The following is a 15,072-nucleotide window of genomic DNA, read 5'->3' as shown; positions in this document are numbered from 1 at the left end:
GCCCTCGGAGCAGCTCAAGCGCCGGTCAGCTCTCGGAACCCGATCCCAGCGCCCTCGGAACCGACGCGTCCGTCAGCCGTCGGAGCCGATCTCGGCGACCTCGCGGGCGGCGTCCGGGCCGTCGGCGAGCAGGACGGCGAAACCCTCCTCATCGAGCACCGGCACCTTCAGCGACAACGCCTTGTCGTACTTGCTGCCCGGGTTGTCGCCCACCACCACGAACGCGGTCTTCTTCGACACCGACCCGCTCACCTTGCCCCCACGCGACGTCACGGCTTCGGTGGCCTGATCGCGCGAATGCGTCGACAGCGTTCCCGTCACGACGAGCGTGAGACCTTCGAGCGGCCGCGGACCCTCGTCGACCCGCTCGTCGGCCATCTTGACGCCGGCCTCACGCCACTTGCGCACGATGTCGCGGTGCCAGTCCACAGCGAACCACTCGCGCAAACTGTCGGCGATCGTCGGCCCGACACCCTCCACGGTCGCGAGCACGTCAGGTTCGGCCTTGGCCTTCTTCGCCTTGCCCGAGCCGTCCTCCTCATCCCCCGCCGCAGCACCGCCGTCGCTCGCGTCATCGCCGCCGGTCGCGTCGCCAGCCGCAGCACCGCCATCACCCGCAGCACCACCGCCAGCCGCAGCGCCACTGTCAGCCTTGGCGCCGTCGGGACGGTCGCCGCTGGTCTCGGCGTGGTCGGCGTCTGCGGGCGCAGTCTCAGCGGCGGCAAGCGTGCCGGCCGCCGCAGCGACGACCGACGAATCGCGCGCGGCAGCCGAGACCGCAGAGGCCTCTTCCACGCTGCCCGGCGTGGCGGCCACGATCGCCTCAATGGCCTCCATCGACCCGAACTGGCGAGCCAACGCCTGCGCCGCGGTCGGACCCACGTGCCGGATCGACAACGCCACCAGCACACGCCACAGCGGACGGTCCTTGGCCCGTTCGAGATTTTCGAGCAGCTTCACCGCGTTGCTGCCCAGGCTGCCGTCCTGGTTGACGAAGAACGGCGACTGCCGCAGCTGCTCCTCGGTCAGCGAGAACAGGTCGCCCTCGTCGCTGATCACGCCGGAGTCGAGCAGCGCCTGGCCGGCCTTGTAACCCAGCACCTCGATGTCGAACCCACCGCGCCCGGCCAGATGGAACACCCGCTCACGAAGCTGCGCCGGGCACGACCGCGTGTTCGGGCAACGGATGTCGATGTCGCTCTCTTTGGCCGGCGCCAGCTTGGTGCCGCAGGCCGGGCAGTTCGCCGGCATCACGAACTGACGAGCGTCGTCGGGGCGCAGATCGATCACCGGGCCCAGCACCTCGGGGATCACGTCGCCCGCCTTGCGCAGCACGATCGTGTCGCCGATCCACACGCCCTTGCGCTCGACCTCACGCGCGTTGTGCAGCGTGGCCAACGCGACCGTCGACCCGGCCACCTTCACCGGCTCGAGCACCGCGAACGGCGTCACCCGGCCTGTGCGGCCCACGTTCACGTCGATGTCGAGGAGCTTGGTCGTGACCTCCTCGGGCGGGTATTTGAACGCGATGGCCCACCGCGGCGCCCGCGAGGTCGAACCGAGCCGGCCCTGCAGCGCCACCGAATCGATCTTGATCACGACACCGTCGATCTCGTGCTCGACGTCGTGCCGGTGCTCGCCGTAGTAGGCGATGTATTCGCGGACACCCGCCAGGTCGTCGACCAGCTTCCACCGGTCGCTCGTCGGCAGCCCCCACTCCTTCAGAGCCTCGTAGGCATGCGACTGCGACGTCGGCGTGAACCCGACCCGGGCGCCGATGCCGTGCACCACCATGCGCAGCCCGCGCGAGGCGGTGATGCGGGGATCCTTCTGCCGCAGGCTGCCGGCGGCCGCGTTGCGTGGATTGGCGAACGGCGCCTTGCCCTGCTCGACCAGCGACGCGTTGAGGTCGGCGAACGCGGACACCGGGAAGTAGATCTCGCCGCGCACCTCGAGCAGGTCGGGCGGGTTGTCGCCGGCCAGCCGCTCGGGGATCTCACGGATCGTGCGCACGTTGGGCGTGACGTCTTCCCCCGTACGCCCGTCGCCGCGCGTGGCGCCACGGACGAGACGACCTTTCTCGTACGTCAGGTTGATCGCCAGACCGTCGACCTTGAGCTCGCAGATGAACTGGACCGGCCCACCCGCGTCGCGCAGCGTGCGGTCGACCCAGCCTTCGAGCTCCTCGTCGTCGAAGACGTTGTCGAGCGACATCATGCGCTCGGCGTGCTCGACCGGGGTGAACTGCGTCGAGAAAGTGCCGCCGACATTCTGGGTCGGTGACTCGGGCGTGCGCAGCGCCGGGAACTCCTTCTCGATCGCCTCGAGCTCACGCAGCAGCTTGTCGAACTCGGCGTCGGAGATGGTGGGCGAATCGAGCACGTAGTAGCGGTATTGGTGGCCGCGGAGCTCGTCGCTCAGCTCGGCATGGCGGGCGCTCGCCTCGGGCGTCGGATCTTTGCCGGCCGCGGCCTCCTGCTCAGCCGTGGGCGCGCCGGGCGCGTCAGTGGGCTCGACGGGAGCGGACTCAGCCTGGTCAGACACCGGAACCTCCGTGCTCGAAGAACTGAGTGGAACGGTAGTCGCCACCCCTGACATTTTCCGTGCTGGGCGCGCCTGCGGAGCGTTGTCCACATTCCCAAGTTGTCCACAGGCCACCCCGCAAAGATCGCCATCCCACGAAACAATGGGGCCTAGGGTGGAGGCCCCCTGGTAGGGCGGGTAATGCGTTAGGTAACCCCAACAGGGCCCAGCTGACCGGGAGCCGCCACGCCACGAGAACGGGCGGGCGCCGCCTCAAAGGCCGAACAACCAGCTCAAACCTCGGAAAACCGCCGCGCCGCCTCACGGCAAGCGGTCAGCACCGCCCGTACGTAAGCAGGCGAAGCCCCCGCCAACCCGCAAGCCGGCGTGATCACCACCTGGCGCGGCAACTGCGCGGCCGGGAACCCCAACCGCTTCCACAACGTCGAGACCCGCTCGGCGACCCACTTGCCGTCGACCCGGCGGGCGGACGACGACAGGGACGGGGACGGGGACGGCACCGAGGGAGCAGCCCCGGCGAAAAGACCCAACCCGGCCTCCAGCGCCTCCCCCAGCGGATCCAGATCCTTGAGCAGCGACAGATCAAGAGCGACTGCTGCCGCCCGCGCGTCGCGGAAGACCTGGAGCGGCACGGAGGGGGCACAGCAATGGGCGATCACCGGCACACCCACGGCCTCGACCACCGTGCGCAGCGCCGAGGCGGCGTCGGGGCCGGGGACCGAACGGTACGCACCCAGGCCGCTCTCGGTCGGCACCCGGCCCGCCAGCACCGCCGGCAACGACGGCTCGTCGAGCTGCAACAGGATCTCGGCGCGGGGCAGGCGCTTGCGGACGTCGTCCACGTGCCGGCGCAGGCCCTCGGCCAGCGAGTCGGTCAGGTCGCGGACCGCGCCGGCGTCGCGCAGCAGGCGGCCGCCGATCTGCAGGTCGATCGAGGCGGCCAGGGTCCACGGGCCGGCCGACTGGATCTTCAGGGGGCCGGCGTACGTCTCGCCCTGTTCGGTGAGCTGGTCGAGGTCCCGTTCGAGCAGGTCGGCCGTGACCCGCAGGTCTTTGCCGGGGCGCGGGGCGACCTGCCAGCGGCCCGCGTAGAGCTGGACCGGCAGTTCGACCAGGAAGCCGGCGCTGCGGCCGATCATGTCGGCGCCGGGGCCGCGGGCGGGCAGTTCGGCCAGGTGGGGCAGGTCGGGCAGCTCGCCGAAGACGATGCGCTGGGCCTCGGCGATGTCGGTGCCGGGCAGCGACCCGACCCCGGTGGCCGAGCCCGGCGACCAGGGAAAATCAGGCACGTGCGGCCGCCAGGGGCGCCGCCGCGGTGATCGTCGCCGAGCCCAGCACGATGTCGCCCTCGGCCGAGCGCTGGTAGGCCACGATGGCCTGACCGGCCGCCACCCCACGGGCGGGCGTCGCCAGCTGGGCGGTCAGGGTGTCGCCGTCGATCGTGACCGTCGCCGGGTAGACCTCGCCGTGGGCCCGCAGCTGCACGTCGCACTCGACCGCCGGCGAATCGCCGTGCCAGATGACCTTGGAGGCGGTGACGGTGCTCACCTCGAGGTCTTCGCGCGGGCCGACGGTGACCGTGTTGGTCACGGGCGTGATCGACAGGACGTAGCGCGGGCGGCCGTCGGCGGCGGGGACCCGCAGGTCGAGGCCCTTGCGCTGGCCGACCGTGTATGCGTAAGCGCCGTCGTGGCTCCCGAGGCGCTCGCCGGTGCGGCCGTCGACGATGTCGCCCGGCGCGGAGCCCAGCTGCCGCTGCAGGAAGCCCTTGGTGTCGCCGTCGGCGATGAAGCAGATGTCGTGCGAGTCGGGCTTGTCGGCCACCGCCAGGCCCCGCTCGGCCGCCTCTTCGCGCACCTGGGCCTTGGTCGAGTCGCCGAGCGGGAAGACCGCGCGGTCGAGCTGGGCCCGGGTGAGCACGGCCAGCACGTACGACTGGTCCTTGCCCTCGTCGACACTGCGGCGCAGCCGTCCGTCGGCCCCGAGGCGTGCGTGGTGACCGGTCACGACGGCGTCGAAGCCGAGCGCGACGGCCCGGTCGAGCACCGCCTCGAACTTGATCTTCTCGTTGCAGCGCAGGCACGGGTTGGGGGTGCGGCCGGCCGCGTATTCGGCGACGAAGTCGTCGACCACGTTCGCGTGGAACTGCTCGGCCATGTCCCACACGTAGAACGGGATGCCGATCACGTCGGCGGCGCGGCGGGCGTCACGGGAGTCTTCCAGCGTGCAGCAGCCGCGCGCGCCGGTCCGGTAGGTCTGGGGGTTTCGCGCAAGCGCCAGGTGCACCCCGGTGACGTCGTGGCCGGCGGCGTGGGCGCGCGCGGCGGCGACGGCGGAATCGACCCCGCCCGACATGGCCGCAAGAACTCGCATGGTCACAAGACTAACGGGGCGTTTTCCAGGCGGTGGCGCGGCGGGCGCGCTCGACGGCCCCGGGCAGGGCGGCCAGCAGCTCGTCGACGTCGGTCATGGTGCTGGTGTGCCCGAGCGTGAAGCGCAGCGAGGAGCGGGCCCGGTCTTCGTCGGCGCCCATGGCGAGCAGCACGTGGCTGGGCTGGGCGACACCCGCCGAGCAGGCCGAGCCGGTCGAGCAGCAGACGCCCTGCGCGTCGAGGAGCAGCAGCAACGCGTCGCCCTCGCAGCCGGGGAAGCTGAAGTGCGCGTTGCCGGCCAGCCGGTCGGACGGGTCACCGTTGAGGACGGCGTCGGGCACGGCCGCGACGACCCGGCGCACGAGCTCGTCCCGCAGCTCGCCGACCCTTTCCGCGTACGCGGCCTGGCTCTTGACTGTGATCTCGACCGCCGTGGCGAAGGCCGCCACTCCGGCCGTGTCGAGCGTGCCCGACCGCACGTCGCGTTCCTGGCCGCCGCCGTGCAGCAGCGGGGTGCAGGCCACCTCGCGGCCGAGCAGCAGCGCGCCCACGCCGACCGGTCCGCCGACCTTGTGCCCGGTGAGCGTCATCGCGGCGGCACCACTGGCCGTGAAGTCGACCCGCACCTGCCCGACGGCCTGCACGGCGTCGGTGTGGAACGGAACGCCGGCCCGGGCGGCGAGACGCGCGAGCTCGGCCACCGGCTGGATCGTGCCGACCTCGTTGTTGGCCCACTGCACGCTGATGACGGCGATTTCTTCCCCGTACGTCGTCAGGAGCTCGGCCAGCGCATCGGGGTCGACCCGCCCGTGCGCGTCGACCGGCAGCCAGCTGACCTGCGCGCCCTCGTGCGAGCCGAGCCACTCGACGGTGTCCATGACGGCGTGGTGCTCGACCGCCGAGGCGACCACGCGGCTGCGGTTGAGCGAACTCGCCCGGCGGGCCCAGAAGATGCCCTTGACCGCCAGGTTGTCGCTCTCGGTGCCGCCGCTGGTGAAGATCACTTCGGAGGGCCGGGCGCCGAGGGCGGCCGCGATGCGCTCGCGCGACTCCTCGACCACCCGCCGGGCGCGGCGTCCGGCCGCGTGCAGGGACGATGGATTGCCGACCTCGCGGGCCGCCGCAACATATGCCGCCAGCGCCTCGTCGAGCATCGGCGTGGTCGCAGCGTGATCCAAGTAGGCCGTCACGGCCAAAGCTTATGCCTCGCTCCAGACAGCGAACGGCCCGGCGCTAAGCACCGGGCCGGTCGATCGATACTTACTTCACTTACTTACGCTTGCGGATCTCGTCGGCCGCCTGGGGCACGACCTTGAACAGGTCACCCACCACGCCGTAGTCGGCGAGCTCGAAGATCGGCGCCTCGGGGTCCTTGTTGACCGCGACGATCGTCTTCGAGGTCTGCATGCCGGCCCGGTGCTGGATCGCGCCGGAGATGCCCAGCGCCACGTACAGCTGCGGGGAGACCGTCTTGCCGGTCTGGCCGACCTGGAACTGGTGCGGGTAGAAGCCGGAGTCGACGGCCGCGCGGGACGCGCCGACCGCGCCGCCGAGCAGGTCGGCCAGCTCTTCGACCAGCTTGAAGTTGTCGGCGTTGCCCACGCCACGGCCACCGGAGACGACGATGCCGGCCTCGGAGAGCTCGGGGCGCGAGCCCTTCTGCTCGACGACCCGCTCGACGACCTTGGTCAGCTTGTCGGCGTCGCTCACGGCCACCGTCAGCTGCTCGACGGCGGGCGTCGCGGCCTGGGCCGACGGGGTCACCGAGTTGGGGCGGATCGTCACGATCGGCAGGCCCTTGGTGACCTTAGACTTGACGATGCCCGAGCCGGCGAAGACGGCCTGCGTGGCGGTGCCGTCGGCGGCCAGCTCGACCGCGTCGGTGAGCAGACCGTTGTCGAGCTTGACGGCGAGCCGGCCGGCGATCTCCTTGCCCTCCTGGGTCGAGGCCAGCAGCACGGCGGCCGGCGACACCGACTTCACGAGCTCGGCGACGACGGTCGCTTTGGGCGCGACCAGATAACCATCGACATCGTCACCAGAAGCGACGTAGATCTTCTCGGCGCCGTACTCACCCAGCTTCGCCGTGTCGGCCTCACCGAAAACGACCGCCGACACCGAACCCAGCCCGCGGGCGATGGTCAGCATCTCGAGCGTGACCTTCTTGACGCCGGACTCGACTACAACAAGAACCTCAGCCATGACCGACCCCTCTCAGACGAACTTCTCGGTGGCGAGGTACGAGACCAGCTGCGTGCCGCCGTCGCCCTCGTCGGTGACCTTGGTGCCGGCCGAGCGCGGCGGGCGGGGCGCGAACTCCAGCACCTGGCTGGTCGCGCCGGCCGAGCCGACCTCGGAGGCGTCGATGCCCAGGTCGGCCAGGGTGAGCGCCTGCACCGGCTTCTTCTTGGCGGCCATGATGCCCTTGAAGGAGGGGTAGCGCGGCTCGTTGATGGTGTCCCACACGCTGACGACGGCCGGGGTGGCCGCGGTGACGACCTCGTAGCCCTCGTCGGTCTGCCGCTCGGCGGTCAGCTGTGAGCCGTCCACGGTGAGCTTGCGCGCGCCGGTCAGCGCCGCGATGCCCAGGCGCTCGGCCAGCATGTGCGGCATGACCTGCACCCGGCCGTCGGTCGACTCGGCGCCGGCGATGATCAGGTCGGCGTTGAGCGTCTTGAGCGCCTCGGCCAGCACCTTGGAGGTCGCGACGGCGCACGAGCCGTGCAGCGCGTCGTCGGAGACGTGGACGGCCTTGTCGGGGCCCATCGACAGCGCCTTGCGGATCGACTCGGTCGCACCGGCGGGACCCATCGTGAGGATGGTGACCTCGCCGCCGTGCGCCTCCTTGATCTTCAGGGCTTCCTCGATGGCGTACTCGTCCATCTCGTTGATGACATTGTTCGCCGACGCGCGTTCCACCGAGAAATCAGCGCTCAGCGTGCGCTCGGCACCGGAGTCGGGCACCTGCTTGACCAGTACGACGATGTTCATCGCGCTCCTACGACCTCCTGTTGTGAACGCACCGTTGCGGCCGGACGCCTCCCGACAGGTTACCCGCCGGTAGCTTAGGCGTCGTCGGCCACGAAGAGTGACTCACCTCACCCGTCCCGCCTGCTCAGTGGCTACAGTCGGTGCAGGGAGGTGTACGAAATGTCCGGCCTTACCACTCCGCTGGCCGACGGGTTGCTTCCGTCCGCCTCACATCGTCTACCACGCGGCCCGGCGATGGTGCTGGACACCCATGGCCGTGTGGCGCCCGACTCCCCGTGGTGCCGCTGCGGGCGCCCCCGCGAGGCCTGCGTGAGTGACCAAGTCCGCAGCCTCTGGACGCCGTCGCGCCTTCTTGACCCATCCGGTCAATAATCAGCGGGTGCGCCTGCGGAGCTGGATCGACCCGGAAAAGACACCCACGGTCGGCCGCACCCCGGACTACCGTTTCTCGCTCGCCAACGAGCGCACGTTCCTGGCCTGGATCCGCACCGGCCTGGCGCTGGTCGCCGGCGGTCTCGGCTGCGCCCAGTTCCTGCCGCCGCTGCCGATCGCCTATCTGCGCGAGATCATCGCGGTGTCGCTGCTCGTGCTGGGCGGCATCGTGGCGCTGCGGGCCGTCGACCACTGGGCGCGCACCGAGCGGGCCATGCGGCTGGGCGAGGAGCTGCCCGGCTCGAAGTTCCCCGCGATCCTGGCCGTCGTCGTGGCGCTGGGCGCGCTGCTGCTGATCGTCGCGGTGCTGCTGCAGTCGCCACGATGACCGAGCAGGAGTGGACGCCGGATCACGGCGCCTCGGCCGAGCGCACCCGGCTCGCCTGGCGGCGGACGGGCCTGTCGGCCACCGTGGTCGGTCTGCTCGCCCTGCGCCCGGCCTTCCACCCGGACGCCGGCGCCGCGCAGTGGATCCTGGCGGCGCTCAGCGGCCTCGGCTGGACGTTCCTGATCGCGTTGGCCTACCGCCGGGCCCGGGCTCTGCGACGGCGTCCGCCCCACCCCGGACGACGCGCGATCACGGCGTACGCGCTCCTCGTGGTAGCCCTCGCCGCGCTCGCGGGTCTGGTTGTCATGCTCTGATCGTCGCCGGAATCGCCAGGGCGCGTCATCATTGCCTCATGGTCCGGTTGTTCATCTTCTTGGCTGCCGTGCAGCTGGTGCTCTTCGTGCTGGCGTTGATCAGCTGCCTCTCGGCTTCTCGCGTCCGCAACGCTCCCCGCGTGGTGTGGGTGCTGGTGATCCTTCTCATCCCCCTGCTGGGCCCGCTCGCGTACTTCGCATGGGGTCGTCCTCGGCCCGCCCCCGTCGAGGGCGGGATCGTGCGACGGCGTTCCGCGCCGGCCTCACCCGACGACGACCCCGACTTCCTCCGATCGGTCGACACCGATCAGTCCCGCCGCGACCGCGAAATGCTCGCCCAGTGGGAAAAGGAACTAAACAACCGCGAAGAGGACAAGCCGTAGGTCAGGCCAGGTTCGAGGAGCGAGGGTAGGCGTCGCCGGGGTCGGTCAGCACGTTGACCAGATAGGGCACCCCGGCGGCAAAGGCACGTTCGAGGGCCGGGCCGATCTCCGCCGCCTTCTCGACCGTCTCGCCCGCGCCGCCCAGCGCCTTGACCACGTCGTCGTAGCGCAGGCCGGGCTGCAGGTCGGCCGCGACGTCGTAGCCGTACATGGCCTGCATGGGGTGCTTCTCGAGACCCCAGATGCCGTTGTTGCCGACCACCATGACGACCGGAAGCCCCTGCCGGACCAGGGACTCGGCGTCCATCAGGGAGAAGCCGGCGGCCCCGTCGCCCATCAGCACGCAGATCTGGCGGTCGGGATAGGTGACCCGGGCCCCCATCGCATAACCCATTCCGGTGCCGAGACACCCGTACGGACCCGGGTCGAGCCAGGTGCCGGGCTGCGAGGGCTCCAAGAACCTTCCCGCGTACGAGACGAAGTCGCCCCCGTCCCCGATGGTGACCGCGTCGGGCGCCAGCACCTTGCGCAGCTCGCCATAGATGCGGGCCGGCTTGATCAGGTCGGTCTCGGCCGTCATCGCCTCGGCGTCGCGCGCCTTGCCGGCGTCCTCGGCCGAGCGCAGCCCCGAGATCCACTCCGCGTGGTCGGTGCGGTCGCCCGTGTGGTCGGCGATCGCGGCCAGGATGCGCCGCAGGTCACCGGCGGGTGAGACGGCCGGTTCGACGTGGGTGGCCCGTTGAGTGGGCGCGTCGACGATGTGCACGACCTGGGCCGCCGCGAACTCGCCGAACCCGAGCCGGAAGTCGAGCGGGGTGCCGATCACGCAGACCACGTCGGCCTCGTTGAGCGCGGGGCGGCGGGCCTTGGCGAAGGCGAGCGGGTGCGACGGCGGGAGCGCGCCCCGGCCCATGCCGTTGGTGAAGACCGGCACCTGCAACGCCTCGGCAGCCGCCCGCAGCTCGGCGATCGCGTTGCCGCCCCACACGTCGGACCCGGCGATGATCACCGGGCGCTGGGCCGTGGCCAGCAGCGACGCCGCCCGGGCGACCTCGTCGGGGTCGGCCTCGATCACCGGCACGGCCGGCTCACCGGGGGCCGCCGCCTCGCCGCTGGAGAAGACGACCTCGAGCGGGATGTCGAGGAAGGCCGGGCCGCGGTGGGCGGTGAGCGCCTCGGTCAGGGCGGCCCGGACCTCGCCGGCGATCGAGTCGGTGTCGCCGACCGTGGCCGCGTACTTGGTGATCGGGGCGATCAGCGGCACGTGGTCGAACTCCTGCAGGCTGCCCGAGCCCCAGCGGAACGCGGGCGCCCGGCCGCCCAGCACGAGCACCGGTGAGGCGTTGAAGAACGCGCTGGTCAGGCCGGAGATGCCGTTGGTGACACCGGGGCCGGCGGTGAGCACCGCGAGGCCGGGACGCCGCTGCAACTTGGCGACCGCCTCGGCCGCGAAGACCGCGGTCTGCTCGTGGCGTACGTCGTAGATCGGGAAGTCGGTCTTGTGCGCGGCGTCGTAGAGCGGGAACACGTGCCCGCCCGACAGCGTGAACATCTCGTTCACCCCGAACGCCCGCGCCGCGGCCAGCGCCAGTTCGCCGCCGTGCCCCTCGATCACTTCTGCCATACCCGTAGCCCCCTCAGCCTCAGCCTCGTCGCCGGTGTAGGCACGTTACCCGTGAGTCACCTCAGAAACCGAGAAGGTTTCGGATATCCCGGATCAGGTTTTCCGCGTCGACCGTGAGCGACTCGCCGTTTCCATAGCCGTACGCCACCAGGAGCGCCCCCAACGGCACCACGATCATGATCAGGACGCTGAACAGCACCTGCACCGCCCGCAGGAAGCCGCTGCGCTTCTTCGTCCGGCGTACGGCCTGCGAGACCTGGGGCTGCGGGCGCGGGCGCGAGATCGGCGGGCGGGGCGGCGAGACCGGCCGGGACGAGATCGGGCGGGCCGGGCCGACCGGGGCCATGCCGTGCGGAGGCGAGGCTTGAGCGATGCCGTGCGGCGGCGAGGCCGAGGAGACCGGCGGGGACGAGGTCGGCGGCGTCGAGATCGGGGTCTCGAACTTCGGCTTGGGCGTCGGCACGGTCGCGTGCGGGTCGGGCACCCAGCCGTGGTCGGCGTCGGGCCACGGGTCGACCGCGGGCTGCAGACCGGTCGTGCCCGGCACCTTCACGTGGGCGGCCACGACCCGCACGGTGGCCGTCTCCGCCCGCCCGGTCGAGACCAGCCGCAGCTCGGAGGTCAGGCCCGGCGCGGCCGCCCCGGTCGCCAGCATCGCCGCGTCGGCCAGGATGCTGCCCTCGGCCACCACCAGCTCGGGCTGCTCGATCACCACCGGCGCCTCGCCCAGCTCGCGGTGCAGCAGCGTGGCCACCAGCGGGATGCGGCTCGCCCCGCCGACCAGGAAGACCCCGGCCAGGCGGCCCTCGGGCAGGTCGGCCCAGTCGAGCAGGCCCTTGGTGACGCGGACGGTCTGTTCCAGCACCGGCCGGGCCAGCTTCTCGAGCTCGTCGCGGGTGAGGTGCACCTCGGTGTCGAGCAGCGGCACCACGAAGTCGGCCGACTGGGTGCGGGACAGGCGCTCCTTGGCGATCCGCACCTCTTCCCACAGCTGCCGCTGGGCGCGCCTCTCCTGGGCCGTGGTCGGCTCGAGCAGCCGCTCCCACTCGCTGGTGCGCAGATGTTCGACGATGGCGGCGTCGATGTCGAGGCCGCCGATGTCGTCGCGGCCGTCGACCGCCATGACCTCGAAGCCGGAGGCGGTGCGGGCGACCACGCTGGCGTCGAACGTGCCGGCGCCGAAGTCGTGCACCACCACGACCGAGCCGATCGGCACGTCCCGGCCCAGCACCTCGGCGAAGTAGGTCGCGGCGGCGACCGGCTCGGCGACCAGGCGGGCGTTGGTGAGCCCGGCCCGGGCGGCGGCGTCGGCCAGCAGCGAGCGGCGGGTCGCGCCCCAGGTGGCCGGGCAGGTCAGCGTGGTGTCGGGCAGCACCGGGCCGACCGCGCGGTGCCACTCCTCGGCGACCCGGGCCAGCACGCCGGCGATCAGGTCGACGACCGGGTATTCCTGTTCACCCAGCAGCACCAGGCCGTCGTCGATGCGGCGTTTGGGGTTGGGCTCGAAGCGCACCGGGTCGAGCCGGGCGCTGTGCACCGCGTCGCGGCCGACCACGAGGCTGCCGCCGGGCTCGGCGTAGACCGCGGAGGGCAGCAGCGGCGAGCCGTCGACCAGGATCGGGCGCGCGCGACCGTCGGGCCAGCGCGCCACCGCGACGGTGTTCGAGGTGCCGAAGTCCACGCCGAGGGCATGCCTTTTCGGCTCACCTTGGTCGATGGCCATCCCCTGAGTCTAGGGGGTCCCCGCCGTCACACGATCTTCCAGCGGGGGCCGTGACGCCAGTCGCGCACACAACGCACGAGCTCCCCCTCGGCGGTTCGCCCAAAAGAGCCCACAGGATCGCATTCGTCCCCCACGCGGACCGGCTCCTGCACCGCGCCCGACGGGCTCGGCGTGGTTTGTGGGCTGGGCGTGAGCTGGTCGGGCGGCGAAGTTCGGGGCGGCGACGGGGCGGGCGGAGTCGGCGGAGTCGGCGGAGTCGGCACCACCGGGGGATCTTCCGGTGGCGCCGAGATCGGCTCGGGCCGGTCGGGCTCGGGAACCACCGGCCGCGGAACGGCGTCGGCCGTCGAGCGGCGGGGCGACGGGCGGGCCGGGGCGGGCTTGCGGGTCTGCGCCGTCGACGAGATCGCGCTGCGCGAGGCGGCCGGAACCGGGCCGGTCAGGGGTGGCGCCGCGAGCTGGTCGACCACCGCCGAACCGGGCGGGCGTGAGGGCTCGGACCGGTGGCGGCCGAGGGTCAGCCAGCCGATCAGCGCACAGAGCATCGCCTGACCGACCACCAGAGCGACGGCCATGCGCACGGTGCGGCGCACCCTGCGCGTGACCGGAACCGGTTCCACAGTGTCGGACTTTATGGCAAGCGATCGATGTGGTCGAGAGCTAACGCCCTGTAAATGTAGGTTTACGCTTCTCGATGAACGCCGTGGTGCCCTCGACGCGGTCCTCGGTGGCGAACAGACCGGCGAAGAGCTGGGACTCCAGGGCCAGGCCGGAGGCCAGGTCGGTGTTCAGCCCGCCGTCGACCGCCAGCTTCGCGGCCCGCAGGGCCAGGGACGGACCGGACACGTACGGCTGAACGAGCGCGACGGCCGTCGACAGCACCTCGCTCGCCGGGGCGACCCGGTCGGCCAGCCCGATGCGCAGCGCCTCCTCGGCGTCGACCATGCGGCCCGAGAAGATCAGATCTTTGGCCCGGGCCGGACCGATCAGCCGGGCCAGCCGCTGGGTGCCGCCGGCGCCGGGGATGATGCCGAGTTTGATCTCGGGCTGCCCGAGCTTGGCGTCGTCCGCCACCACCCGCCAGTCGCAGGCCAGTGCCAGCTCGCAGCCGCCGCCCAGGGAGTAACCGGTGATCGCGGCCACGACCGGCTTGGGGATGCGGGCCACGGCGTCGAACGCGCTCGACAGCGCGGCCGCCCGGACGGCCATCTCGGGGTAGCCGACCTTGGTGAACTCGGTGATGTCGGCGCCCGCGGCGAAGACCTTCTCACCGCCGTACACGATGACGGCCTTGACCTGGTCGTCCGCGGAGGCGGAATGCGCGGCCGCCCGCAGCTCTTCCTGAAGCTGGGTGTTGAGAGCGTTCATCGGGGGACGATCCAACCGGATCGTGCCGATGCCGTCGGTAGTCTCCAACGTCACGAACTCGCCCACGCACGCCTCCCTGAGTGTTGGTTCAGGTCAGCCTACGACGGGTAACCCTCATGAAGATGACTACCTACTACCGGGATCCGGACGTGTGGATCACCTCCACCGGCGTCCGGATGAACGGACGCGATCTGCGCCTGGAGGAACTGCTCCAGGTGTGGCACGCGAGTGGGCGGCGCCGGTGGAGCACGATCGCCGGCCGGGGCGCGGTCGGCCTGGCCATCCTCACCCCGATCGTCGTGGGCCTGCTCGCGGTCGCGGTCGCCCTGGTCATCGACGCCTCCACCGCCACCACGATCGCGCTGGCCGGCGGTGGCGTGCTGGTCGGCCTGGCCACCGCGCCGCTGGCCGACGTGCTGCTCGAACGGGTCGACCGGTCGTACGACCGCGGCAGCCGGGTCCGCGAGATCTGGGCCCGCACCGCCGCCGGTGACGTGCTGCTGCTGAGCACGCCCGACGCCGCCCGGTTCGGCCGCATCTACCGGGCCCTGCAGCGCGCGCTGGAGCCGGCTACCCGCCGGTAGGATCCGCCGGATGAAGAAGGACGCGGTCGCCCTCGCCTCGTTGCTCGCCACCACCGGGCTGCTGCACTTCGCCGTGCCCCGCCCGTTCGACTCGATCGTGCCGCGCTCGTTGCCCGGCAAACCACGCACGTGGACCTACCTGAGCGGCGCGGCCGAGCTCGCCGTGGCGGCCGCGATCGCCCACCCCCGCACGCGCAAGCTCGGGGGAATCGCCGCCGCGGGACTGTTCGTCGGCGTCTTCCCGGCCAACGTCAAGATGGCCGTGGACTGGCGCAACGCCTCCCCGGCCCGGCGTGCGATCGCCTTCGGACGGCTGCCGCTGCAGGTTCCGCTCGTGCTCTGGGCCCGCCGCGTCGCCCGCTGACCGGCCGGTCCGGCTTTTCGGCGAAACCCGGGGTACGCCCGCCGC

At 71.6% G+C, this 15,072-nt stretch carries 14 protein-coding genes and 1 pseudogene; 5 read left to right on the top strand and 10 right to left on the bottom strand.

The features are described from left to right. Positions 1-78 precede the first annotated feature (78 nt). From ligA to JIG36_RS18060, 6 genes and pseudogenes are all read right to left on the bottom strand, one after another. Positions 79-2,598: pseudogene (gene ligA, locus JIG36_RS18085) on the bottom strand (NAD-dependent DNA ligase LigA); the annotation flags it as partial. A 218-nt stretch (positions 2,599-2,816) separates the two neighbouring features. Continuing rightward, on the bottom strand, positions 2,817-3,833 hold the full coding sequence (locus JIG36_RS18080) for a uroporphyrinogen decarboxylase/cobalamine-independent methonine synthase family protein (protein WP_203377509.1): 1,017 nt from the start codon (positions 3,831-3,833) through the stop codon (positions 2,817-2,819). Then, positions 3,826-4,917 carry a tRNA 2-thiouridine(34) synthase MnmA gene (gene mnmA, locus JIG36_RS18075; RefSeq protein WP_203377508.1) on the bottom strand — a complete coding sequence of 364 codons (1,092 nt, stop codon included), beginning with the start codon at positions 4,915-4,917 and terminating at the stop codon, positions 3,826-3,828. The genes JIG36_RS18080 and mnmA overlap by 8 nt, the downstream gene beginning before the upstream one ends. 10 nt (positions 4,918-4,927) lie before the next feature. Beyond that, entirely contained in the window at positions 4,928-6,112 is a 1,185-nt protein-coding gene (locus JIG36_RS18070) for a cysteine desulfurase family protein (protein WP_203377507.1), read from the bottom strand. A gap of 73 nt (positions 6,113-6,185) precedes the next feature. Then, a complete protein-coding gene (locus tag JIG36_RS18065) occupies positions 6,186-7,118 on the bottom strand; it encodes an electron transfer flavoprotein subunit alpha/FixB family protein (protein WP_203377506.1) in 933 nt (310 codons plus the stop codon). A 12-nt stretch (positions 7,119-7,130) separates the two neighbouring features. Further along, on the bottom strand, positions 7,131-7,907 hold the full coding sequence (locus JIG36_RS18060; RefSeq protein WP_203377505.1) for an electron transfer flavoprotein subunit beta/FixA family protein: 777 nt from the start codon (positions 7,905-7,907) through the stop codon (positions 7,131-7,133). A gap of 379 nt (positions 7,908-8,286) precedes the next feature. Here JIG36_RS18060 and JIG36_RS18055 point away from each other — a divergent pair, with 379 nt between their 5' ends. Genes JIG36_RS18055 through JIG36_RS18045 form a run of 3 tightly spaced genes read left to right on the top strand, consistent with a single transcriptional unit; the run spans position 8,287 to position 9,364 of the window. Beyond that, the gene (locus JIG36_RS18055; RefSeq protein ID WP_203377504.1) at positions 8,287-8,667 is read left to right on the top strand and encodes a YidH family protein; all 381 of its coding nucleotides are present in this window, start codon (positions 8,287-8,289) and stop codon (positions 8,665-8,667) included. Continuing rightward, on the top strand, positions 8,664-8,981 hold the full coding sequence (locus JIG36_RS18050; protein ID WP_203377503.1) for a DUF202 domain-containing protein: 318 nt from the start codon (positions 8,664-8,666) through the stop codon (positions 8,979-8,981). Before JIG36_RS18055 ends, JIG36_RS18050 begins: the two co-directional genes overlap by 4 nt. Before the next feature lie 38 nt (positions 8,982-9,019). Beyond that, the gene (locus tag JIG36_RS18045; RefSeq protein WP_203377502.1) at positions 9,020-9,364 is read left to right on the top strand and encodes a PLDc N-terminal domain-containing protein; all 345 of its coding nucleotides are present in this window, start codon (positions 9,020-9,022) and stop codon (positions 9,362-9,364) included. 1 nt (position 9,365) lies between these two features. Here JIG36_RS18045 and JIG36_RS18040 read toward each other — a convergent pair whose 3' ends face one another. From JIG36_RS18040 to JIG36_RS18025, 4 genes are all read right to left on the bottom strand, one after another. Further along, complete coding sequence (locus tag JIG36_RS18040; protein ID WP_203377501.1) at positions 9,366-10,988, bottom strand: acetolactate synthase; 1,623 nt, start codon at positions 10,986-10,988, stop codon at positions 9,366-9,368. Positions 10,989-11,049: 61 nt separating this feature from the next. Next, positions 11,050-12,711: an Hsp70 family protein gene (locus JIG36_RS18035; RefSeq protein WP_203377500.1), complete on the bottom strand. Its 1,662-nt coding sequence runs from the start codon at positions 12,709-12,711 to the stop codon at positions 11,050-11,052. Positions 12,712-12,737: 26 nt separating this feature from the next. After that, entirely contained in the window at positions 12,738-13,331 is a 594-nt protein-coding gene (locus tag JIG36_RS18030; RefSeq protein ID WP_203377499.1) for a hypothetical protein, read from the bottom strand. Between the two features lie 40 nt (positions 13,332-13,371). After that, on the bottom strand, positions 13,372-14,145 hold the full coding sequence (locus tag JIG36_RS18025) for an enoyl-CoA hydratase/isomerase family protein (protein ID WP_203377498.1): 774 nt from the start codon (positions 14,143-14,145) through the stop codon (positions 13,372-13,374). A 56-nt stretch (positions 14,146-14,201) separates the two neighbouring features. Between JIG36_RS18025 and JIG36_RS18020 the strand changes: the two genes are divergently transcribed. Both JIG36_RS18020 and JIG36_RS18015 read left to right on the top strand, forming a co-directional pair. Further along, positions 14,202-14,663, top strand: a complete 462-nt coding sequence (locus JIG36_RS18020) for a DUF6232 family protein (protein ID WP_203377497.1) — start codon at positions 14,202-14,204, stop codon at positions 14,661-14,663. Positions 14,664-14,673: 10 nt separating this feature from the next. Further along, on the top strand, positions 14,674-15,027 hold the full coding sequence (locus JIG36_RS18015; protein ID WP_203377496.1) for a DoxX family protein: 354 nt from the start codon (positions 14,674-14,676) through the stop codon (positions 15,025-15,027). Positions 15,028-15,072 lie beyond the last annotated feature (45 nt).

The organism is Paractinoplanes ovalisporus, assembly GCF_016834655.1.
GTDB lineage: Bacteria > Actinomycetota > Actinomycetes > Mycobacteriales > Micromonosporaceae > Actinoplanes > Actinoplanes ovalisporus.
This window is presented reverse-complemented; position numbering and strand designations above follow the sequence as displayed.